A 22,817-nucleotide genomic window follows, 5' to 3' on the forward strand; every position below is an offset into this window, starting at 1 on the left:
AGAGGCCGATCAGGCGGAGGCGTGCGGGCGAGGTGATCAGGCGGAGGCCTCGACCTGCGCGCGAGCGGCCTTGGCGGCCTCGACCATCGCGGTCAGGGCCGCGGTGACCTGCTCGGTGGTGCGGGTCTTGAGGCCGCAGTCCGGGTTCACCCACACGCGCTCGGCGGGGACCGCTGCCAGTGCCTCGCGCAGCAGCGTCGTCATCTCCTCGGCGCCGGGAATGCGCGGGGAGTGGATATCGTAGACGCCCGGGCCGACCTCGTTGCTGAAGCCGATCGCGTTGAGGTCGTCGAGCACCTCCATGTGCGAGCGGGCCGCCTCGATGGAGGTGACATCGGCATCCAGGTCGGCGATCGCACCGATCACATCGCCGAACTCCGAGTAGCACAGGTGCGTGTGGATCTGCGTCTCATCGGCGACACCGGAGGTCGACAGCTTGAACGCGCCGACGGCCCAGTCCAGGTAGGCCTGGCGATCGGCCGACCGTAGCGGCAGCAGCTCGCGCAGTGCGGGCTCGTCGACCTGGATGATGCCCACTCCGGCGCGCTCGAGATCGACGGTCTCGTCGCGGATGGCCAGAGCCACCTGGTCGGCGGTCTGTGCCAGCGGCTGATCGTCGCGCACGAAGCTCCACGCCAGGATCGTGACCGGTCCGGTGAGCATCCCCTTGACGATCTTGCCCGTCAGCGACTGGGCGTGGGTGATCCAGCCGACGGTCATCGGGGTGGGACGGGCGACGTCGCCGAACAGGATCGGCGGCCGCACGCAGCGCGAGCCGTACGACTGCACCCAGCCGTTGGCCGTGGCGAAGAACCCGGTGAGCTGCTCGGCGAAGTACTGCACCATGTCGTTGCGCTCGGGTTCACCGTGCACCAGCACATCCAGGCCGATCTGTTCCTGCAGCGCGATGACCTCGGCGATCTCGGTCTCCATCTGCTCGCGGTACTGCTCGGCGGTGATCTGGCCCTGGCGCAGCTGCTGGCGGGCCTTGCGGATGTCGCCGGTCTGCGGGAACGAGCCGATGGTGGTGGTCGGCAGCGGCGGCAGTGCTAGCGCCTCGTGCTGGGCGGCGCGGCGAGCCGTGGCCTCACCGCGGGCCCGGTCGGCGGCGGTAAGGGCGCCGAGGCGGTCGCGGACCGCGGCCACGTGCAGGCGCGGATCGGTGGCCCGGCTGGCCAGGGCATCGCGGGCCGCATCGAAAGCGGTGGCCTGCGACTCGCGCCCGGCGGCCAGGGCGCCGGCCAGCGCGGCGACCTCGTCGAACTTCTCGGCGGCGAAGGCCAGCCAACCGCGCAGCGCCGGATCCAGGTCGTCCTCGGCGGCCAGGGTGTACGGCACGTGCAGGGTGGAGCAGGAGGTGCCCACCGCCAGCTCGCCGACGTGCTCGCGCAGGTCGGTCAGCGTCGCCAGAGCCGCATCCAGGTCGGTGCGCCAGACGTTGTGGCCGTCGACCACACCGGCGACGACGAGCTTGTCGCCGAGTCCGGCGGCCTTGATCGTTTCGACTGAACCCTCGACCAGGTCGGCACCGATGCCCTCGACCCCGGTGCGGCCCAGGGCGGCCAGTGCCGCACCGGCGTCTCCGAAGTAGGTCTGTACCAGGATCTTCGGGCGGTCGGTGGCGCCGGCGATCCGGGTGTAGACGCGTTCGGCCAGCTCGGGCAGGCCGTCGTGCGCATCGGTGACCAGGATCGGCTCGTCGAGCTGAACCCACTGCGCACCGGTGGTGGCCAGTTCGGTCAGCAGCTGCTCGTACAGGGGGAGCAGTTCGTCGATCCGGCTCAGCGGCTGCGCGCCGCCGTCGACGGCCTTCGACAGGCCCAGGAAGGTGACCGGACCGATCACGACGGGCCGGGCCGCAGCGCCGGCATCCGTCGCCTCGGCCAGTTCGGCCAGTACCTTGCTGGTATCGAGGGCGAACGACGTCGCCGGCCCGATCTCTGGCACCAGGTAGTGGTAGTTGGTGTCGAACCACTTGGTCATCTCCAGCGGGGTGACGCCCTCGGCGCCGCGGGCGGCGGCGAAGTAGCGATCCAGCGGATCGGCGATGCCGGCCACCCGGGGCGGGAGCGCGCCCAGCATGACGGCGGCGTCGAGCATCTGGTCGTAGTAGCTGAAGGTGTTGACCGGGATCGAGTCCAGTCCGGCGGCGATGAGCTGCTCACGGTCGGTGCGGCGCAGCTGCTCGGCGACGGCCTCCAGTTCGGTGGCGTCGAGGAGGCCGGCCCAGTAGCCCTCGACGGCGCGCTTGAGTTCGCGGTCCGCGCCGATACGCGCGGTCCCCGGGACAGTGGTGGTGAAACCCATTTGTTCGTGTTCTCCGAAAATCGATTTGGCAACGGCAGACGCCGTACTCGAAGCGAAGACGAAGAGCCCACGGATAGAACTGCTCCGACTCCGCCGCGATCCACGCGGCGTACGCCACCGGCTGCGGCGCACCCGGCACAACAGGCAGGTCTTCGGGCTCACCGGCGTGCCGAAAAGATCGTCGTCTGCGATCCGTCGTGCCCCTACTGGCCGTCGCTTCCCAGCCGCTGCGAAGGCAGCCAGTGCATGGTGACGGCGGTCGTTCCGGTATACCGCTGCGGGTCAGCTCCGGAGTCTCACCGGATTCCCTCTTCACGAAATCCCTTGCGTCAGCGAAGGTTTCGCTCGGCGTCCGCGCGGTCGCAGGGGCTCCTGAATGACGACGCAGCGGACGAACCAATTGCGAGGCCCAGTGTAAGCAGCGCACCGGTCGGCTGTCACGGCCGCAGCGCGGCGTGATTTTAATTGGGGCCGGTGTACGCGCCGGAGAGTAGTCGGCACTGGTCGGCTGCCGGTTGGCCGGGCCACGCGTAGACTGAGGTCATCATGGCGTCTCGGGGTGAATTCGATACCGGCGACCGGATCTCCCGGATTGCCGGAATCCTGCTCGTCGCACGCGGTGATGAGCGCGAGGAGCCGCACGACGTCCCGCAACTGGAACGGCTGCGGATTCTTCTGGCCAGTTTCGGCGCCGGTGGGTGCGACGACCTCTACGTCGCACTGGGCAGCCGGGTGGTGGCCGCGCCGACGGATTCCTCGACCACCTTCTATCTGCCCGAGTGGTACAACGGCCTCGACGCGACGGTCAGCGCTGCGCTGGCGCACGCGGCCGGTCTGCACGACATCGCCGGCGTGGTCCTGCAGACGGTCGACAGTCCGGATGTGGGCGATGTCGGGGTCGCGCGACTGCTGGAGACCGCCGCGGGACGCAGCGATGTGGTGGTTCGTGTCACCAATTGCGAGCACTGGGCTCAGCCGGTCTACATCGGTGCGGATCTGCTCGGCGACGCCGATGCGCTGCTGACCGCGTCCGGGGGTGCGATCCGCTATCTCGGGGATCACGCCGGCGACGTGGTCACCGTCGACTGCAGCGATCTGGCCGGTCCGGCCACCGAAGCCCTCCTGTAAGGCTGCGCCCCGGGCCTCCGCGGCCCAGCGGTTGCGGCGACTGCACTGCCAGATCCCTGTCGTGAGCACACTGGTCGTCGTGTGCGGCCGAGTTCTGCCGAATCTTCCGCGGGTACACCCTGAGTAAGGGTGCCGGGCACCCTGAGTTCGTTCTGGCGCCCTCAGGTGAGGGGGCCAGAACGAACTCAGGGGCGCACAGTCGGGCCGGGTGCGGCGACCGGCTCAGCGTTTAGCGGCGATCACCTCGATGATCCGCGGACGCAGTTCACCGGCGGTGATGATCGCATCGGCCGAGCCGACCTGGACGGCGCGCTCGATACTGTGCACCGCATCGAATTCGGCGGCCACCTCGGCCAGCTTCTCCGAACGCACGGTGGCCCGTACCTCTTCGAGCTCGGCGGCGATGGTGGCGTGGTCGGAGTCCGAGGCGTTTTCCAGCCGTGTGTGCAGCGCCTGCACCCGCGGATCGGTTTCGGTCCGGGTCCGGACCTCACCGGCGAAGACCACCGCCGCAGCCGGAGCACCGCCGAGTACCGAGGCGAACGAGCCTTCGATGGCCAGCACCGTCATATTCGGGTTCAGCGCCTTGGAGAAGACCACGAACGCACCCCCGTGGTACCGGGAGATGACGCAGAAGACGATCGGACCGTCGAAGTTGATGATCGCGCGGCCGATTTCGGCGCCGTACTCCAGCTGCAGCTTGCGCAGCGATTCGGGTGAACCATCGAAGCCCGACAGGTTCGCCAGCACGACCACCGGGCGGTTGCCGCTGGCCGCGTTGATCGCGCGGGCCGCCTTCTTCGACGACTGCGGGAACAGCGTGCCGGCGCTGAACGTATCGGGACCGTCGGTCGGCAGGAAGCCGCGGCGGGCGATCGGGGTGGATTCGATACCGATCAGGGTCACCGGATGACCGCCCAGGTGGGTGTCCCAGGAGACGACGGTTTCGGCGTCGTGCATACCCGCCCAGCGTTCGAGCGCGGGCAGGTCCTGGTCGGCCACCGCCCGCATCACCGACCGGATGTCGAACGGCTTCTTGCGGTCCGGATTGGCCTTGGCGGAGAAGATCTCACCGACCGTGGCGAATTCGCTGCCGTCGAGCTGGTGCGGGTAATCGGAGATGTCACGGTCGGCGGGGTCAGCGGTCTCGGCCAGCCGCGGACCGTCCTCGCCGGGTACCACGTAGGTGTGATCGTAGTGGCTCATCACCACACCGATGGCCGCGGTCAGGTTCGGCGCCCAGTACTGCGCCTCGCCGTTGGGGCCCATCACCCGGTCGTAGCCGCCGATCCCGAAGTTGTCCTCGGCCGAGACGCCGCCGGAGAAGTCCAGGGCCTGTTTGCCGGTGAGCACCATCGACGAGTCCGGGGTCATCACCAGGATGCCCTTGGTGTGCATCAGCATGGTGGCCTCGGCGTTCCAGTAGGCCTGGCCGCCGACGTTGATGCCGGAGACGACGATGTTGATTTCGCCGCCGTCCTGGGTGAATTCGACGATCCGCTTCAGTGCGGCGGCCACCCAGTCCAGGTTCTCGGTGCCCGAATCCATCTTGACCGCGGCACCGGAGGACAGTGCGTACCACTCGACGGGCAGCGACTGCTGCTCGGCCAGGTCCAGTGCGGCGATGTAGCGCCGGCATTCCGGTTCGGTCAGCGCACCCAGGGACTTGGTCGGGTCGCCCAGCATCACCACGCGGCGGACGCCTTCGGGGTACTTGAGGGTCGGGGTGCTGACCACACCGACCACCACCGCGGCGGTATTGCGGCCCTTGGGGCGCTCGACCGGCACCAGTACACCGTTCTCGTCCAGGTCGTACTCGGTGAAATCGCCGAGCAGGTCGGTGAGCTCATAGGGGTAGACGGTGTTGCGGCGCGCGGCCCGCAGGACCTTCTGGCGGTATTCGTCGACCGGCTCGATCGGCGACTCGTCGGGCTCACCGACCGTGATCTTGGTTTCGCCGGCGGCATCGAAGGTGACGCGCACCGAGACCTTGGTCAGCTCGCCGGTCTCCTGATCGCGGTGCCGGGCGATCAGCTCGATCTCCTCCAGGCCGGCGCCGTCGACCGAGGCGGCGGTGCCCAGCGTGTGGCGCACCACCGCGGCGACCTGCTTCTCGGTCACATCCAGCGGCGGCCAGATGTACATGACGATGCGGTTGGTGTTGAAGCGTTTGGACGACGGCCGCTTGGCCTGGGCGCGGCGGATCGAGTCCACGCTCGCCTCGAAGGCCCGCTCGGCGGTCGGCAGAGTCAGCAGACTGCCGTCCTGGGCCACCGCGGTCAGGTCTCGGACCTGGGTGAAGGCGATCAGCCGGTCGTCGGCCGGATTCGCCTTGGCTACGGCGCGGTAGAGGTAGACCTCTTCGTCGTCGGACGAGCGCAGCCGGGTGACGTCGAATTTACGCAGCCGTTCCATCTGCATGCGCTGGGCGATGTAGGGATGCAGTCCGCGGATCAGCCGGTCCTCGGCCATTCCGGTCGCCGAGGGCCGGAAGGTGAAGTGATGATGCATCACCTCGTCATCGAGGCCGGCGACGGTGATGGTGACGCGGTGAACCTGGTTGGGCAGGGCCCGGGCGCTGACCACCTCGTGCAGCTGCGCGGCCATCTCGTCGAGGTCCTCGGGCTGGTCGTCCCAACGCACATAGACATCGGCGTCGATGGACGCGGCACCGTCGGACAGCTCGGCCAGTCCCAGCATGGCGGTGTCCAGGCCGGGGAAGGCGGTGGCGGCCGAGACCAGCACCGAGACGCCGCGCTGGGCCATCACGAAGGTGACGCCGCCCGCGCGGTGGGCGGACACCGCGCTCAGTCCCTTGTTCCCATAGTAGCGGCGGGTCAGCACCTCGAGCATGACGGCGTTGTCGAGGGAGTCGTCGGCCAGTCGCCGGCTGAGCACCCGCACCAGCGGTTCGGTGCTCTTGACCATCTCGGCGATCCGCTCGGCCCGGTCGGAGGCCTCGGGATGTTCGTCCAGATAGGTCAGGTCGCTGTCGATGGCGGCGTAGACGCGCTCGCGGGTGCGGCGCAGGCGGGGCTGTCCGTACCAGGCGTACAGCACCCCGCGGGCCAGGTCGGCGATCGGCGGGAACCGCAGCTGGGTGGAGCCGACCAGATGCTCGAGCATCTGACCGACGTGCTCGCGCAGTTCCGGCGGGGGCGGGGGCTCCTTCATCCAGCGGCGCAGCAGCGCGGCGATTCCGGCGACCACCTCGTCGAGCCGCTGGACCGCCAGGAAGATCCGGAAGACGCCGGCCTCCAGTTCAGCGGTGCGCTCCTCGAGGTCCTCGACTCCGTAGTGGGCCAGCGCTGCGGCGAGCTTGGCGCGGAACTGTTCGGGCGAGCCGGCCAACTCCAGGTCGAGGCTCTGCAGGTAGGTGTGCAGGTGCTCGCGGGCGCTGTGCACCCGCTCGTGGACGTCGTCGTCGGAGGGACGACGGCGGGCCAGTTCTGCCAGGTCGGCGAACACGCCGATCACTTCGGTTTCGGCGGCCAGCGGGCGCGTGCCGGCGTCGATCTCGGCGCGCCGGCGCTCGAGGTAATCCTCCAGCAGCGCGGCGCTGTTCTCGGGTTCGACATCGAAACCCAGCAGCAGACTGCGCAGATCTCTGCGGTCGCGATCGGCGATCACCGACGGATCGTTCTCGGCCGGGGCCGTCGGCAGATCCAGGATCGCCTCCTCGGTCTCGGCGACGGCCTCTTCGCCCTCCTCGTCGTCGATCGGCTCCAACCGCAGGAGCGGGGCGCCGGTCTCGACCTGGGCGCCGACCGAGACGACGCATTCCTTGAGCCGGGCGGCGAACGGGGCACGCAGCACCGTCTCCATCTTCATGCTCTCCAGAACCAGCACCGGATCACCGGCCGCCACTTCGGCGCCGACCTCCAGCGGGGTGGCGATCACCAGCGCGGGGGCCGGGGAGCGGACCACACCGCCCTCGTCCCGGCTGACCCGGTGGGTCACGCCGTCGACGTCGACCAGGTGGATCGGCCCGTGAGTGTCGGTGAGCACCCGGAAGCGCTGTCCGTTGACGGTGATGCGGCCGGTGTGCTCGTCGAACCGTTCGATCGTCACATCCGCGGTCTGGGAGGCGCTGCCCGATTCGATGACCACCCGGAACCGATCGGCGTCGACGCGGGCCACCCGGACCCGGTATCCGATGCCGCGCAGTTTGAAGTCGACGGGGCGTCCGCTCTCGTGCATCACCTGCGGGCGTCCGCCGCGAGCGGTGGCGAACAGCCGGTTGCGTTCGGCCGCCTCCTCCTCCTCGTAGGCATCGATGGCGGCGGTGGCCAGCGCGATCGACGAATGCCGGTGGCTGACCAGGCGGCCCTGCGCCCGGACCCGGTCGATCCAGCCGGTGTCGGCGCTGCCGTCGATCACCTCGGGCTGATCGAGCAGATCGATGATGAAGCTGGAGTTGGTGGCGCCGCCCTCGATCACCACGCGGGTCCGGCTCATGGCCCGTCGCAGCCGGGCCAGGGCCTGGTCGCGATCGCTGCCGTAGGCGATGATCTTGGCGATCATCGAGTCGAAGTCGGCCGGGATGGTGTCGCCCTCGCTGACGCCGGTGTCCACGCGCACGCCCGGGCCGCTGGGCAGCTCCAGTCGGGCGATATATCCCGGCGACGGCGCGAAGTCGCGGTCGGGGTCCTCGGCGTTCAGGCGTGCTTCGACGGCGTGCCCGCGTTCGGTCGGGCGCTCGCCGGTGAGCTTGCCGCCGTCGGCGACGTGCAGCTGGGCGCGCACCAGGTCGAAGTCGGTGGTGACCTCGGTGATGGGATGCTCCACCTGCAGGCGGGTGTTCACTTCCAGGAAGGCGAACAGCTTCTCTCCGGGGTGATACAGGAACTCCACGGTCGCCGCACCGCGGTAACCCACGCGCACGGCCAGCCGTTCGGCGGCGGCCTTGACCTCGGCGACCTGCTCGGGACCCAGCACCGGGGAGGCCGACTCCTCGATGACCTTCTGGTTGCGGCGCTGGACCGAGCAGTCGCGCACGCCCAACGCCCAGGCGGTCTCACCGTCGGAGATCACCTGGACCTCCACGTGCCGGGCACCGGTCACCAGTCGTTCGAGGAAGACCACGCCGGAACCGAAGGCGCGCTCGGCCTCGTCGCGGGTGCGCTGATAGGCGTCGACCAGATCGGCCTCGTCGTCGACCCGGCGGATGCCGCGGCCGCCGCCGCCGGCGGTGGCCTTGAGCATCAACGGATAGCCGATGCGTTTGGCCGCGTCGACGGCCTCAGCCTGGGTGCGGACCTCGCCGCCGCTCCACGGGGCGACCGGGACGCCGACCTCTTCGGCGATGAGCTTGGCGCCGATCTTGTCACCGAGCTGGCGCATCGCCTCGGGGGAGGGACCGATGAAATTGACCCCGATCCGGCCGCACAGTTCGGCGAAGGCCGGGTCTTCGGCGACGAATCCCCAGCCCACCCAGGCGGCGTCGGCTTCGGTCTCGACCAGGGCGCGTTCGAGGACCGCCAGGTCGATGTAGGGGCGGGCCGAGGCCGGCCCGAGGTCGTAGGCGACATCCGCTTCGCGGACGAACGTGGCGCCGGCGTCGACGTCGGTGTGCAATGCGATGGTCTGCACATCGTCGCCGGTCTCGGCGTTCAGGTCCCGGACGGCGTTGATGAGCCGCATCGCAGCTTCTCCACGGTTGACAATCGCGATACGACGGAACATACGCCCTTCTCTGTCTTCTTACGTCCTGCGTCGGCAGCGGTTCTGCGTCGGCAGTGGTTCGGCGGGTGCCGATGTACGGGTGGCCGCCGCGGTCCCCGGGCTGCGGGCGGGCGGCGCTCGGCTCGTTTCGAGCTCGTTGGTCCACGGTAAGGGGCGGACCCGGCTCTCGGTAGTACCTACTCTCACGTAACTACCCTGGAAGCGACGAAGGACACACCTACTGGCCAGTCGGGTGCCGTTCGGGCCGCGACGGACCGGTGACTACGGCGGCGCCGACTGCAGGCTCCCCGGCGTCAGCCCCAGCGCCTGCTGCGCATACCGCAGCACCGCGGGCGCCGATTCGGCCAGCGCCGCGCCCATTCCGGGGCGGTGCAGACCGCGCAGTTCGCTCCGCTCGGGGGTGCCGCGCACGCCGATCACCGCGGCCAGTTCGCCGGTGGTCGGAATGCACACCGCCCACACGCACCGCACCGGTAGCCGGGCTGGATCGTCGGCCGCCTCCGGGACGTCGGCCAGATCCGCATCGTCGGCGGCCAGAACCTGCGCCAGATATCCGGCGGAGTCGGCCAGCGACAGATCGGTCAGTGCCGGCAGATCCGAGAGCCGGTCGTCGGCGCGCAGTGCCCGCAGGTACCAGGCGCCGGCGTTGATCTCGACGGGAGTCACGCCGCGCGGACGGTCTACTTGAGTTCCAGCAGGACGGTGCCCTGGGTGACGGCGGCACCCGGCTCCACAGACAGACCGGTGACGACGCCGTCCTTGTGGGCGGTGACCGGGTTCTCCATCTTCATCGCCTCCAGGACGACGACCAGATCGCCGGCGGCCACGGTGTCGCCCTCGGCGACGGCCACCTTGACCACGGTGCCCTGCATGGGTGCGGCCACGGCGTCACCGGAGACCGCCTTGCCGCCGCCCTTGTTGCGGGTGCGCGGCTTGGGCTTGCGCCGCAGGGCGCCGCCTCCGTTGCCGCCACCGCCCAGGTTCAGATCGCCCGGCAGCGACACCTCGACGCGGCGACCGCCGACCTCGACGACGACACTCTGCCGGGGCAGGGACTCCTCCTCGTCGGTCTGCGCACCGATGCCGCTGTAGGGCTCGATCGGGTTGTCCCAGTCGGTCTCGATCCATTTGGTGTAGACCTCGAAGGACTCGCCGTCACCGATGAATGCGGGATTCTCGACGATGTGACGGTGGAACGGGAGCACGGTCGCCAGACCGTCGATCTCGAACTCGGCGAGTGCGCGGGCGCTGCGCTGCAGCGCCTGCTCGCGGGTCTCACCGGTGACGATCAGCTTGGCCAGCATCGAGTCGAACTGTCCGCTGATCACATCGCCCTGCCGGACGCCCGAGTCCACGCGCACGCCCGGACCGGCCGGCTCGCGGTAGACGACGATCGGGCCGGGGGCGGGCAGGAAGCCGCGGCCGGCGTCCTCGCCGTTGATCCGGAACTCGAAGGAGTGACCGCGCGGAGTGGGATCCTCGGTGATCTCCAGTTCCTTGCCCTCGGCGATGCGGAACTGCTGGCGCACCAGGTCCAGCCCGGCGGTCTCCTCGGTGACCGGATGCTCCACCTGCAGGCGGGTGTTCACCTCGAGGAACGAGACGGTCTCGCCCTGCACCAGGTACTCCACAGTGCCGGCGCCGTAGTAGCCGGCCTCCCGGCAGATCTGCTTGGCGGAGGAATGGATCATCTCGCGCTGGGCCTCGGTGAGGAACGGTGCCGGTGCCTCCTCCACGAGCTTCTGGAAACGGCGCTGCAGCGAGCAGTCGCGGGTGCCGGCGACCACGACGTTGCCGTGCTGGTCGGCGATCACCTGGGCCTCCACGTGCCGGGCCTTGTCCAGGTACTGCTCGACGAAGCACTCACCGCGACCGAAGGCGGCGACGGCCTCGCGGGTGGCCGAGTCGAACAGCTCGGGGATCTCTTCGATGGTGTGGGCGACCTTCATTCCGCGGCCGCCGCCGCCGAAGGCGGCCTTGATCGCGACCGGGACGCCGTGCTCCTTGGCGAAGGCGAGGACCTCGTCGGCGTCGGCGACGGGATCCTTGGTGCCTGCGGCCATCGGGGCCTGGGCGCGCTCGGCGATGTGCCGGGCGGTCACCTTGTCACCGAGGGCGCGGATCGATTCGGGGGAGGGGCCGATCCAGGTCAGCCCGGCGTCGATGACAGCCTGGGCGAAGTCGGCGTTCTCGGACAGGAAGCCGTAGCCGGGGTGGATGGCATCGGCGCCGGAGCGGGCCGCAGCGTCGAGGATCTTGTCGAACACCAGGTAGCTTTCGGCCGACGTGGTGCCGCCCAGGGCGAAGGCCTCGTCGGCCAGCTGTACGAACATCGCGTCGGCGTCGGGCTCGGCGTAGACGGCGACGCTGGTGATGCCGGCGTCGCGGGCCGCCCGGATCACGCGGACGGCGATCTCACCGCGGTTGGCGATGAGGACCTTAGCGATGGTCTTCTGGGGGATCTCGGTGTTGGACACTGGCTCTCCTGACTGGGCCCGCGGTCGGCGGGAAGTTGTCACCGGACAACGGCTTGCTGGGTAACGCCACCGTTGACTTTAGGCGTCGTGATCATCGGCACTCACACTAACCCACCGGACGGGCGGTTCCGGGTCAGCGGTGGTGTGCCGCTATAGAGGTTTACCCACCAGCGGCGATACTCGCGAGTAGCCGGGTGAAGTCGGCGAAAAACGCCTGGAGAACGGTGGCGGTCGGGTGGCCGGGGGTATCGGCCGGGAACCGGGCGTGGATCCGCAGACCGCCGGGGGTGCGGGTGAACCAGACATACACCTCATCGTCGGAATAGGTGTGGCTGCGCAGGGCGTGGGCTCCGCCGGCATCTGCCAGTTCCGCGTGCGGCAGCGCCCGGGTGTCCATGAACGAGACGACGAATTTGGGGTCCGGCGGGAACGACAGCAGTTCGGCCACCCGGCGGATCGGGAGCGAGGCGCCCTCGCGGGCCCGGTCCAGGGAGATCATCACCCGTTCCAGGGCCTGGACGAAGTCGGGATCGTCGCCGATGTCGAGGAAGACCGGTGCCAGCGCCACGAACCAGCCCAGGGAGCCGTGGTAGTCGGCCTGGGTGCGGGTGTGCCGTGGCATCACGGTGGCGAACCGGGTGGCGCCGCTGTGCCGCCGGTAGGTCAGCGCGGTCACGGCGAGCAGACCGCCGATGAGGGAACCGCCGAGGTCGGCGCAACGTTGTTCCAGGCGCCGGGTCGCGTCGTCGTCCAGTAGCAGATCGTTGTACGACGGTTGCGCCGGGGGCTGGGGGCCCCCGGGTGCCGCCGAGGCGGGCGGCTCGGGGACGAGGGCGAAACCGGGCAGAGTGGGTCGGCCGTCGAGGAATTCGCGCCATTCGGCGGCCGCGGTGTGCCGATCGTCGGCGGCGTCGGCGGCCAGCCGTTCGCTCCCGGAGAAGTCGACGTAGCTGCCGGTCGGTGGGAGCCGCGGGGCGCGACCGGCCGCCGCGGCCCGGTAGAGCTCGCGCAGCTCGCCGTGCGCATTGACCAGCGAATAGCCGTCGACCAGGGAGTGGTCGGCGGCGAAGAGCAGGGTGAAGCTGTGGGCGCGGGCCACGGTGGCGAAACGGTAGGCGGGCCAGTGCAGCGGGGCGGTGGCCCGGTCGAAGGAACCGGCGATCTGTTCGATCAGCAGGGTCGGATCGGAGTACCAGCCGACGCGGGCATCGCGCAGATGCACCGCGCCCGGTTCGGTGGTGTAGCGGTCGGTGCCCTGCTCGGTGAGTGCCACGTGGGTGCGCAGCACCTCGTGCCGGTCGATCCAGGCCAGGATCGCTTTGCGCACGGCCGGCAGCGAGATCTGCTCGTCGAAGTCCACCGACACGCCGAGCCACGCCTCCCGGCCGCCTTCGCGCTGCGTGCGCAGCCGGTAGTCCAGCGCCGACCGGAGATGCTGCTCGTGATTGTGGGAGGTCTGGCGGGGATCGCGCCGCCAGGCGCCCATACCGCCGGCAGCGGCGGGTATCCACTCGACCAGCGCGCCGGGTTCGACGTGGGCGTCGAGGATCTGCAGGAACTCCATCAGGCAGTCTGCTGTGCCACCTGGCGCTTGATGCGGGTGAGCATGCCTGTCATTCCGCGCAGCCGCAGCGGGGAGACCACCGAATCCAGACGCAGGTCGTCGACGAAGTCCAACGGAACCGCGGCGATCTGTTCGGCGCTGGCGCCGTCGAGTCCCTGGTGCAGGATCGCGGCGAATCCCCTGGTGGTCGGGGCTTCCCGAGGAGCGCTGAAGTAGAGGCGGACGGCGGCCGGGTCGCTGGCATCGACCTGGAGGAAGATCGGCGACTGGCATTCGGGCACCGGTTCCATCGCCGCGGCTTCCAGGTGCGCGGGCAGCTCCGGCAGCTCGTCGGCCAGCTCCAGTAGCAGGATGGTCCGGTCCGTATCGCCGAGGGACTGGAAGTCGTCGACGAGTTCGGCCAGAGCGGAGGTCATCTCCATCGGTCAGGCGCTGCCCGGTTCGTCGCCGACGACGATCGGTGCGCGCACCGCATTGCCCCATTCGGTCCAGGACCCGTCGTAGTTACGGACCGCATCGAAACCGAGCAGGTGGGTCAGCACGAACCAGGTGTGGCTGGAGCGCTCGCCGATGCGGCAGTAGGCGATTGTCGGGGTCGCCGGGTCCAGTCCGGCGTAGATCTCGTCAAGTTCGGCGCGGGTGCGGAACCGGCCGTCACCGGCGGCGGCCCGTGCCCACGGGATCGACACCGCGGTGGGGATGTGGCCGCCGCGCAGCGCACCCTCCTCCGGATAGTCGGGCATGTGGGTGCGGGCGCCGGTGTACTCCTCGGGTGAGCGCACATCGACCAGCGGCTGCTGCCCGATCGCGTCGCGGACCTCCTCGGCGAAGGCGCGGATCACCGTGTCGTCACGCTCGATGACCGGATAGTCGCTGCGCGGGTATTCCGGAACGCTGAACGAGGTCTCGCGCTGCTCGTCCATCCAGGCCGTGCGCCCGCCGTCGAGCAGACGCACATCCGGGTGACCGAACAGGGTGAAGACCCACATCGCGTAGGCCGCCCACCAGTTGTTCTTGTCGCCGTAGACGACGATGGTGTCGTCGCGTTCGATGCCCTTGCTGCGCATCAGTTCGGCGAATGCCTCGCCGTCGATGTAGTCGCGGGTCACCGGATCGTTCAGGTGCAGATGCCAGTCGATCTTCTGGGCCGTCGGGATGTGCCCGACATCGTAGAGCAGCACGTCCTCGTCGGACTCGATGATCTTGAGTCCGGGGGCACCCAGGTGAGCCGACAGCCATTCGGTGCTGACCAGCCGCTCCGGGTGGGCATAGGAAGCGAAGGCCGGGTTCGGATCGAATTCGACAGTCACTGGGGTCTCCTGATCACGAAACGGATGTTCGGGAAAATGCGCGCCGCCGCCGCCGGCGGTTTCGATCGCACTTAAGCATACGGGGCCGGTCCCGGCCCCGCCGGGCCGCGGGGGCAGCGGCCTGGTTCGGCGGCGCCGCTAGGGCGATCCGGGCAGCGTCTGGACGAGCATCGTCGCCGCGGTGCGATCGCCGACCGTCAGCCAGGCCGACAGCACGTCGCCGTCGCGATGGGCCAGCAGCCGGGGCGCATCGGCGAGCTGCAACGGTGAATCGTGCTCGATGACGGCCCGCAGCGGCGCCCGGTGCGCGAGGTCGGACTGGGTGGCCAGCACCTCCTCCAGCGCGGCCCAGTACACGGCGTTGTTGACGTGCTCGTTGAGGTCGAGATCACAGACCCGCAGCAGAAAGGGGACCGCTTCGGAGGTGGCCGGCGGTACCGGATCGAGCCACTTCTTCCAGCGCAGCCGCCCCGGGATCGCCTCGCCGCCGACCCGCTGCAGGAAGCCCTCGCTCAACGCGGAGGGCGTCAGCGTGTCGACGTTGAAGTTGATCCAGAACCCCTCGGTCGCGATCCGTGTGCCGTACCGGCCGTCGATGTCGACCCGGGCGGTGAACCAGCGCGAACCGGTCCGGCCGGCCCACCGCTCGACCGTGAGCCGATCGGGCTGCTCGCCGACCGCATGAACCTCGATCACGGTGCGGCGCAGCACCCAGTGCGGGTGGATCATCGAGTGGCCGATGTGCTCCAGGTGATCCTGACCGACGTCCTGCAGACAGCGGGCCACCCCGTCGAGTTTGAGCCGGCGATCGTGGCTGATGTCGTCGCCGCGGACCGGCCATTCGCTGGTGAAGATCGCGCCCTCGGCCAGCAGGCGGGACCTCAGGTCCAGGTCGCTCGGACGCGGGGACAGGGTTTCGCCGATCATGGGCGGAGTGTGCCACATCCCGGCGGCGCCCCCGCCGAGCGGCGTCACGGTCTAGCGGCGCCATAGGTCGGTGACCGACACCCCGACCTCGCCGAGCAGTTCGCGTGTCAACGGCAGGCTGATCCCGATCACGCTCGACGGATCGCCGTCGATGCCGTCGAGCAGCCAGCCGCCCAGACCGTCGAGGGTGAAGGCCCCGGCGACCTGCAGCGGCTCGCCGGTGGCGACGTAGGCGTCGATCACCTCGTCGGAGACGTCGGAGAATGAGATACGCGTGCCGCGGGTGCCCGCGGACACCTGTGCGACGGCGCCGTCGCGCATCCGGGTGACGGTGTGCCCGGTCAGCAGTTCCCCGGTGTGCCCGCGCATCCGCCGCCACCGCTCGCGGGCGACCGCCGGTGTCTTCGGCTTGCCGGCGAGCTCTCCGTCCAGCAGCAGCATCGAATCACAGGTGAGGACGACACCGTCGGCGGCGACCTGCGCGAGCTCCGGGTCGGCCGAGGCCAGCACCTGGGCGACGATCGCCGCACCCTTCGCTTTCGCCAGCTCGGTCACCACCTCGGCGGCCGGTCGATCGGCCAGCCCGGCCGCCAGGGCGTCTTCGTCGAGGTCGGACACCAGCACCAGCGGGTCGATGCCGGCGGCCCGCAGCACACCGCGGCGAGCCGGAGACGCCGAGCCCAGCAGGACCCGGGTCACGTCAGTGGCGGTGCGGATAGCTGGTGGGCATGCCCCAGTCCGACCGCAGCCGGTCCTGGGGCGCGCCCCAGCGGTCGGCCGGCTTGCTCACCGCCGGCCCGCCACCGCCGCGTGCGGCCTGCAGCACCACCACCAGTGCGGCCAGCTCCTGATCGGTCGGCGCGCCCTTGACCACCGTGACGAACGGTTCGGCCGGTTGCTGTGCGTCGGCGGTGCTCATAGCGGAATGTTCCCGTGCTTCTTGGGCGGCAGCTGAACGAACTTGCGCTCGAGCAGCCGCAGCGCGTTGGCGATCTGCCCGCGGGTATGGCTTGGCGGAATCACCGCGTCGACGTAACCGCGTTCGGCGGCCACGTACGGGTTGACCAGGGTGGTCTCGTATTCCTGCTGCAGCTCCAGCCGCAGCGCGTCCACATCCTCGCCGTTGGCCTCGGCCTCCTTGAGGCGGCCGCGGTAGACGAAGCCGACCGCACCGGAGGCACCCATGACGGCGATCTGCGCAGTGGGCCAGGCCAGGTTCACATCGGCGCCCATGTGCTTGGAACCCATCACGTCGTAGGCGCCGCCGTAGGCCTTGCGGGTGATCACGGTGATCTTGCCGACGGTGGCCTCACCGTAGGCGTACAGTAGTTTGGCGCCGCGGCGGATGATGCCGTTGTACTCCTGGTCGGTGCCCGGCAGGAAGCCGGGAACGTCGACCAGGGTGATGATCGGGACGTTGAAGGCGTCGCAGGTGCGGACGAAACGGGCGGCCTTCTCCGAGGCGTCGATGTCCAGGCAGCCGGCGAACTGGGTGGGCTGGTTGGCGACGATGCCGACGCTGCGGCCGTCGACGCGTCCGAAGCCGACGATCACGTTCATCGCCCGCTCGGCCTGGACCTCGAGGAATTCATCGTCGTCGAGCAGACGGACGATCACCTCGTGCATGTCGTAGGGCTGGTTGGGCGAATCCGGGATCAGCGTGTCCAGATCCAGGTCGGTGTCGGTGAGGTTGTCTTCGATCGATCCCGAGCGCTCGGGCACCGGCAGCCGGGGGGCGTCGGCCCGGTTGTTGCTCGGCAGGTAGCTGAGCAGATCCCGGACATACTCCAGCGCATCCTGCTCGTCGCTGGCGACGTAGTGGGCTACACCGGACTTGGTCATATGCGTGTTGGCGCCGCCCAGGTCCTCCATGGTGACGTCCTCGCCGGTGACGGTTTTGATCACGTCGGGACCGGTGACGAACATCTGGCTCGTCTGGTCGACCATCACCACGAAGTCGGTCAGCGCCGGGGAGTAGACGTGGCCGCCGGCGGCCGGGCCCATGATCAGGGAGATCTGCGGGATGACACCGGAAGCGCGGACGTTGCGGTGGAAGATCTCGCCGTACAGGCCGAGGGAGACGACGCCCTCCTGGATACGAGCTCCGGCCCCCTCGTTGATACCGATCAGCGGGCGGCCGGTCTTGAGCGCCAGGTCCATCACCTTGACGATCTTCTCGCCGTAGACCTCGCCGAGGCTGCCGCCGAAGACGGTGACGTCCTGGCTGAAGACGCAGACCTCGCGGTCGTCGATGGTGCCGTAGCCGACGACGACGCCGTCGCCGACCGGGCGCTTGTCAGCCAGACCGAAGTTGGTGCTGCGATGCCGAGCCAGCGCGTCGAGCTCGACGAAGGACCCTTCGTCGAGCAGGCCGAGGATGCGCTCACGAGCGGTCAGCTTGCCTTTGGCGTGGGTCTTTTCGACCGCGGCCGCTCCGACCGGGTGCTCGGCATCGGCGAGCCGGTTCTTCAGATCGGCCAGTTTGCCGACCGTCGTATGGATGTCGGGAGTCGTCATGAGAGTTCATGCTATCCACCGCCGCGAGCGGTGGACGCACTGACACGGGTACTGGCCGGTAGCCTGCGGCGGTTCCGGCACCGTTCCCTAGGCTGGCGGATGTGACCGATGTAGCGCTGCCCGAGCCAGATGTGTTGATCCGCGAGCTCCGGCCGAGCCGGTGGCGGGAGGTGTCGGTGGTGGAGGCCACCGGCTCGACCAACGCCGACCTGGTGGCCCGGGCCGCTGAGGAACCCGGCGGGCACCTGGACGGGGTGGTGCTGATCGCCGGACATCAGCGGTCGGGCCGGGGCCGCCATGCGCGGGTCTGGCAGACGCCGCCGGGACAGTTGGCGGTGTCGGCGGCGCTGGCGGTCGACACCGGTCAGGCATCCGCGATCGGCTGGCTGTCGCTGCTGACCGGGCTGGCGGTGCGCTCGGCGGTCGCGCGGGTCACCGGGATCGAGGTCGACCTGAAATGGCCCAATGATGTTCTGGTGCCCGACGGTCTGCCGGGCGCCGGACGCAAACTGTCGGGGATCCTGTGCGAGTTCGCGCCGGCTCGCCGCGGCGGCGGTACTGCGGTGATCGGGACGGGGCTGAACCTGGACCTGACCGCGGCTGAGCCGCCCATCGAGACGGCCGCCTGCCTGCGGTCGATGACCGGCGCACCGGTGGATCCCACGGCGGTGGTGGTCGCTTATCTGCGTGAGCTCTCGGCGCTCCTGGACCGCTGGCCGGACGGACTGCAGGAGTTGTCGGCCGACTACCGCCGGGCCTGCGCGACACTGGGTCGGCAGGTGCGGCTGATCCTGCCCGGCGACACCGAAGTGATCGGCGAGGCGGTCGATGTCGACGCGCAGGGACGCATCGTCGTGGCCGGACCCGACGGTCCGGTCGCCGCGTCCGCGGGCGACGTCACTCATCTGCGCCTGCGTTGAGGCGCCCGATCAGCTCCGGTTCTTGCTGCGGTTGCCCATGGTGGGGATCAGCGACAGAACCGGGATGCCGATGCACACGTGGATCACCCCGGAGGTGAGTCCACGCCAGATGTCGGCGTCGGCGGCCAGCGGTACCACGAAGGCGGCGATGATCAGCAGGCCGACGATCCACCGATAGAAGCTGTCGGGGGTCGGGGTGATCAGTTGCAGTACGTACCACAGCGCACCGCCGACCAGGGCGGCCAGGAACCCGGCCAGCGCGAACCAGTACTCACCGCCGGGGTCGAGTGGACTCCAGGTGCCCAGGTTCCCGGTGGCATTGGCCGCCCGGGAGATCAGGCCGATGATCCAGGACACCAGCCAGGCGGCCAGCCCGGTGACCACACCGGTCATGACCACGCCGCCGGCGAACATCACCGGATCCAGGTCGGGGCCGCGGCGCGGGGCGCGTGCGGCCGGAGCCGCCGCGTAGCCGCCGCCCTGGGCACTTCCCTGCCCCTGCGGGTAGGCGCCGGACGCAGGGTACGACGACGGAGGACCCGAATCGGCCGGGTAGGAGGCGGACTGGGAGTACGCGCCGCTACCGGACCGATCGGTGAACTCGGGATTGTTGGTGTACGCCCGCGTCTGCGGCGTCTGCCGACGGGGATCTCGCGGATCGGAGTAGGTCATCTCGCCCCTGGCTTCTGGCCGGCCCGCTCAGAGGGGCCCGGTCTGGTCGGCCGGTGCGGGTCGGCACCGGCGCATGGTCGGGTGTGGCTCGCTGTCGATTCTTCAGTGTACTGGCGCATGCCCGCGATGGTGGCGCGGTGAGCCTGTCTGGCCGGGGTCGCTACCCGTACTCTTGGACCATGGCGTATCCGCGGGAAAATCTGGCGCCCGGTGAGACGGTGGTGGTGCACCGCCATCCGCACTGGAAGAGCCTGACCGCGCCCATCATGATGTTCTGGGTGGTCACCGCGGCGGCGGGACTGGTCCTGGGACTGATCTGGGGGACCGAGTCACTGGAGCAGGCCCGCGGCTGGGCGTTCGGCGTGGTCGCGGCCCTGTGGCTGCTCGCCGCGGTGTGGTGGCTGGTGCGGCCGCTGCTGAGCTGGGGGTCGACGCACTTCGTGGTGACCGATCGCCGCCTGATCCACCGCCGTGGGCTGATCAGACGGACCGGAATCGACATCCCGATCAGTCGGATCAACACCGTCGAGTTCCAGCACGGGCTTGTCGACCGGATCCTGCGGACCGGCTCACTGGAGGTGCAGTCGGCGTCCGAGGAGCCGCTCACCTTCGCCGATATCCCGCGGGTGGAGTCGGTGCATGCGCTGCTGTATCGGCAGGTACTCGATCGCTACGAGGCGATCGGCTACGAGATGTCGGCCCCGATGTGGAGTGGACACCCGCGCGCAGGACACAGCACCGATCGGGGCCGTCGATGATCGGCAGCCGCGCGGTTCTGCTGGCAGAGGACGATCCGGCCATCGCCGAGCCTTTGGCGCGTTCATTGACCCGCGAGGGCAACGAGTGCGTGGTGGTGGACACCGGGCCCGCCGCACTGGAGGCTGCACTCACCGGCGTCTACGCACTGGTGATCCTGGATCTGGGTCTGCCCGGCATGGACGGGCTCGAAGTGTGCCGGCGGATCCGCCGGGAGCGGCCACAACTGGCGGTCCTGATGCTGACCGCCCGGACCGATGAGGTGGACTTCGTCGTCGGCCTCGATGCCGGGGCCGACGACTATGTGGGAAAGCCGTTCCGGCTGGCCGAACTGCTGGCCCGGGTCCGCGCCCTGCTGCGCCGCAGCTCCGGATCCGACGAGGTGGTCCTCGACAGCGGCGACATCCAGTTGGATGCGCGGGCCCGGCGGGTCGTGGTCGACGGCGCCGAACTGACGCTGGCCAACCGCGAGTTCGATCTGCTGCGCTGTCTGATGGAGACCCCCGGGCAGGTGCGCACCCGTGACGAGATCATGACCGAGGTGTGGGGCTCGACCGATCTGCGCTCGTCCAAGACCCTCGATATGCATATCTCCTGGGTGCGCCGGAAACTCGGCGAGGATCAGCCGGGGCGCCGCAAGCACATCGCGACGGTGCGCGGTGTCGGCTTCCGGTTCGACCCCTAAGCCCATGCGACAGCGCATCCTGCGGACCATGATCGCGGTCCTGGTGGCCATGGCGATCCTGCTCGGGCTGCCGCTGACGGTGATCACCTGGCGATGGATCGACCGCAGCGCCCACGAGGACTTGGCCGGCCGGCTCAAGACGATGTCGGAATATGTGCTGGCAGAGGAGGCGGCCGGCCGCCTGCCCGGACCGCAGGCCCTGGAACTGGACCAGTTGCGGCTGTTGCTGCCGTCCGGGGGCACGCTGATCCTGCAGAAACCCGACGGTGTGCAGCAGCTGGGACCGCCGGTGGCCGATGACCTGCTCGCCGAATCGGTCACCCTGGGGCCGGGATACACGCTCACCCTGTCGGTGCCGAGCCGGGAGATGCGGACCTCGCAGTGGGTGGCAGTGGGTGTTCTCGGCGTGGTGATCGGCGCGTCGGTGGCGGCCGGTGCGCTGGTGGCGCTGCTGACCGCGCGTCGGCTGACCGAACCGCTGATCCGGGTGGCTCACCGGGCCGCGGCGATGGCCCGCGGCGATCTGCGCAGCCCGTGGCCGTACCAGGACATCGACGAGCTGGACCGGGTCACCGCGGCGCTGTCGGAGGCCAACGCCGAGATCGCCCGCCGACTGGAACGGGAGGGCCAGATCATCGGCGACGTCTCCCATCAGCTGCGGAGCCGGCTGACCGCGATCGGACTGCGCCTGGACGAGTTGACGCTGCATCCGGATCCGGCGGTGGTCACCGAAGCGCAGGCCGGCGTGGCACAGGTGGAGCGGCTGGCGACCGAACTCGACGAGCTGGTCTCGGCTTCGCGGGCCGAGGGCGGCGAGCTGACGGCGATCGCCGTCGCCGAGCTGATCGACTCGCTCACCGACGACTTCGCGGTCGCCTTCGCCGCCCACGGACGCACGCTGCGGGTCCACTCACCGCCGCAGATCCGTGCCGTGCACGGGCGCCCGGGCCGACTGCGGGAGACCCTCAGCGCACTGCTGGACAATGCCCTGCATCACGGGGCGGGGGAGACGACGGTGGGCGTCGAGGATCTCGGTTCGGCCGATGTGCTGCGCTTCACGGTGGCAGATCGTGGACGCGGGGTGCCTGACCGCCTGGCCGACCAGATCTTCCGGCGGGGCTTCTCCGCCGGGCACAGCAGCGGAATCGGGCTGAGTATGGCGCGGGCGCTGATCGAGTCCGATGGCGGGCGCCTGGATCTGGTGTCGCGGCGTCCGGCGGTGTTCGCCGTCGTCGTTCCCGTGGCGCGCGACGACGGTTCAGCCGGTCCGCAGCTCAGGCGTGACCGAGTTCCTCATCGGTGAGCTCGTCGCCGGTGGCATCCAGATCGGTGGAGCCGCCGTGCCCGCCGGGCGGTTGCTCGTGCGGAAACGCGAAGCGGCGCAGGGCCCAGAACCGGAACGCCATCTGCAGCAGATTGCCCAGGACGAAGGCGAGCAGGAAGTCCACCACGACCAGTTCCACACCGGCCAGGTTGTGCCGCATATCGAAGACGTTGTTGCCCAGCCACAACGGCGCGGCCGCCAGCAGCACCCCGATGCCGCTGATCCCGAAGAACAACAGGGCTTCGTGGTGGGTTTCGCGTCCGCCCCGGTTCTTGAACGCCCATTCGCGGTTGAGGATGTAGCTCAGAATCGTGGCGATCACGCCGGAGATGATGCGGGCCACCACCGGTTTCTCGTGCAGAACGGTGAAAACCAGGCCGTAGTAGATGAACGTGTCGACCACGAAGGTGGTGCCGCCCACGGCGGCGAACTTGAGGAATTCGCTGTGCTTGAGTGCCAGGCGATGCAGCGGGCCGGGCAGCAGCGAGACGAGCCCGTCGAGGAATGGCACAAGCGCACATCTTACCCGGGTGCATGCCGCGCCC

Annotated in this window: 18 protein-coding genes and 1 riboswitch; of the genes, 5 read left to right on the forward strand and 13 right to left on the reverse strand. The window is 69.5% G+C overall.

Translation table 11 applies throughout. From position 1 onward, the window contains the following. Positions 1-36: 36 nt before the first annotated feature. Positions 37-2,307, reverse strand: coding sequence for a 5-methyltetrahydropteroyltriglutamate--homocysteine S-methyltransferase (gene metE, locus GOHSU_RS04520; RefSeq protein WP_005937485.1), 2,271 nt, complete (start codon positions 2,305-2,307; stop codon positions 37-39). Between the two features lie 126 nt (positions 2,308-2,433). Further along, positions 2,434-2,647: riboswitch (cobalamin riboswitch) on the reverse strand. Positions 2,648-2,853: 206 nt separating this feature from the next. Between metE and GOHSU_RS04525 the strand changes: the two genes are divergently transcribed. Further along, positions 2,854-3,435 (forward strand): NTP transferase domain-containing protein, encoded by a 582-nt coding sequence (locus GOHSU_RS04525; RefSeq protein ID WP_005937487.1) that lies wholly within the window; start codon positions 2,854-2,856, stop codon positions 3,433-3,435. Between the two features lie 222 nt (positions 3,436-3,657). Here the strand turns inward: GOHSU_RS04525 and GOHSU_RS04530 are convergent, their stop codons facing one another. The 10 genes from GOHSU_RS04530 to GOHSU_RS04575 all read right to left on the reverse strand — a co-directional run bounded on the left by GOHSU_RS04530 (position 3,658) and on the right by GOHSU_RS04575 (position 17,915). Next, complete coding sequence (locus GOHSU_RS04530) at positions 3,658-9,120, reverse strand: ATP-binding protein (RefSeq protein ID WP_005937490.1); 5,463 nt, start codon at positions 9,118-9,120, stop codon at positions 3,658-3,660. 261 nt (positions 9,121-9,381) lie between these two features. Further along, the gene (locus GOHSU_RS04535; RefSeq protein ID WP_005937494.1) at positions 9,382-9,786 is read right to left on the reverse strand and encodes a hypothetical protein; all 405 of its coding nucleotides are present in this window, start codon (positions 9,784-9,786) and stop codon (positions 9,382-9,384) included. 14 nt (positions 9,787-9,800) lie between these two features. After that, the gene (locus tag GOHSU_RS04540) at positions 9,801-11,597 is read right to left on the reverse strand and encodes an acetyl/propionyl/methylcrotonyl-CoA carboxylase subunit alpha (RefSeq protein ID WP_005937498.1); all 1,797 of its coding nucleotides are present in this window, start codon (positions 11,595-11,597) and stop codon (positions 9,801-9,803) included. Between the two features lie 160 nt (positions 11,598-11,757). Continuing rightward, positions 11,758-13,161: a condensation domain-containing protein gene (locus GOHSU_RS04545; protein ID WP_005937501.1), complete on the reverse strand. Its 1,404-nt coding sequence runs from the start codon at positions 13,159-13,161 to the stop codon at positions 11,758-11,760. Further along, the gene (locus tag GOHSU_RS04550; protein ID WP_005937504.1) at positions 13,161-13,583 is read right to left on the reverse strand and encodes a SufE family protein; all 423 of its coding nucleotides are present in this window, start codon (positions 13,581-13,583) and stop codon (positions 13,161-13,163) included. Before GOHSU_RS04550 ends, GOHSU_RS04545 begins: the two co-directional genes overlap by 1 nt. 3 nt (positions 13,584-13,586) lie before the next feature. Continuing rightward, on the reverse strand, positions 13,587-14,471 hold the full coding sequence (locus GOHSU_RS04555; protein WP_005937507.1) for a sulfurtransferase: 885 nt from the start codon (positions 14,469-14,471) through the stop codon (positions 13,587-13,589). Between the two features lie 138 nt (positions 14,472-14,609). Then, positions 14,610-15,398: an acyl-[acyl-carrier-protein] thioesterase gene (locus tag GOHSU_RS04560; protein ID WP_245551677.1), complete on the reverse strand. Its 789-nt coding sequence runs from the start codon at positions 15,396-15,398 to the stop codon at positions 14,610-14,612. 51 nt (positions 15,399-15,449) lie between these two features. Then, positions 15,450-16,097, reverse strand: a complete 648-nt coding sequence (locus GOHSU_RS04565) for a Maf family protein (protein ID WP_005937512.1) — start codon at positions 16,095-16,097, stop codon at positions 15,450-15,452. A gap of 1 nt (position 16,098) precedes the next feature. Further along, positions 16,099-16,317, reverse strand: coding sequence for an acyl-CoA carboxylase subunit epsilon (locus GOHSU_RS04570; protein ID WP_005937514.1), 219 nt, complete (start codon positions 16,315-16,317; stop codon positions 16,099-16,101). Further along, positions 16,314-17,915 carry an acyl-CoA carboxylase subunit beta gene (locus GOHSU_RS04575; protein ID WP_005937516.1) on the reverse strand — a complete coding sequence of 534 codons (1,602 nt, stop codon included), beginning with the start codon at positions 17,913-17,915 and terminating at the stop codon, positions 16,314-16,316. Before GOHSU_RS04575 ends, GOHSU_RS04570 begins: the two co-directional genes overlap by 4 nt. Before the next feature lie 101 nt (positions 17,916-18,016). Here GOHSU_RS04575 and GOHSU_RS04580 point away from each other — a divergent pair, with 101 nt between their 5' ends. After that, complete coding sequence (locus GOHSU_RS04580) at positions 18,017-18,835, forward strand: biotin--[acetyl-CoA-carboxylase] ligase (protein ID WP_005937518.1); 819 nt, start codon at positions 18,017-18,019, stop codon at positions 18,833-18,835. A 9-nt stretch (positions 18,836-18,844) separates the two neighbouring features. On the opposite strand, the gene GOHSU_RS04585 is transcribed toward GOHSU_RS04580, so the two are convergent. Next, on the reverse strand, positions 18,845-19,507 hold the full coding sequence (locus GOHSU_RS04585; RefSeq protein WP_005937520.1) for a DUF6069 family protein: 663 nt from the start codon (positions 19,505-19,507) through the stop codon (positions 18,845-18,847). Positions 19,508-19,686: 179 nt separating this feature from the next. Here GOHSU_RS04585 and GOHSU_RS04590 point away from each other — a divergent pair, with 179 nt between their 5' ends. The 3 genes from GOHSU_RS04590 to GOHSU_RS04600 are packed head-to-tail and all read left to right on the forward strand — an operon-like array spanning position 19,687 to position 22,251. After that, on the forward strand, positions 19,687-20,265 hold the full coding sequence (locus GOHSU_RS04590) for a PH domain-containing protein (RefSeq protein WP_005937522.1): 579 nt from the start codon (positions 19,687-19,689) through the stop codon (positions 20,263-20,265). Further along, entirely contained in the window at positions 20,262-20,948 is a 687-nt protein-coding gene (locus GOHSU_RS04595; protein WP_005937525.1) for a response regulator transcription factor, read from the forward strand. Before GOHSU_RS04590 ends, GOHSU_RS04595 begins: the two co-directional genes overlap by 4 nt. Before the next feature lie 4 nt (positions 20,949-20,952). Next, positions 20,953-22,251: a sensor histidine kinase gene (locus GOHSU_RS04600; protein WP_005937528.1), complete on the forward strand. Its 1,299-nt coding sequence runs from the start codon at positions 20,953-20,955 to the stop codon at positions 22,249-22,251. Here the strand turns inward: GOHSU_RS04600 and GOHSU_RS04605 are convergent. Next, positions 22,223-22,783 carry a GtrA family protein gene (locus GOHSU_RS04605; RefSeq protein ID WP_005937530.1) on the reverse strand — a complete coding sequence of 187 codons (561 nt, stop codon included), beginning with the start codon at positions 22,781-22,783 and terminating at the stop codon, positions 22,223-22,225. The two genes, GOHSU_RS04600 and GOHSU_RS04605, sit on opposite strands and share 29 nt — an antisense overlap. Positions 22,784-22,817: the final 34 nt, after the last annotated feature.

Origin of the sequence: Gordonia hirsuta DSM 44140 = NBRC 16056 (genome assembly GCF_000333015.1) — a bacterium.
In the GTDB taxonomy this organism is placed as follows: domain Bacteria; phylum Actinomycetota; class Actinomycetes; order Mycobacteriales; family Mycobacteriaceae; genus Gordonia; species Gordonia hirsuta.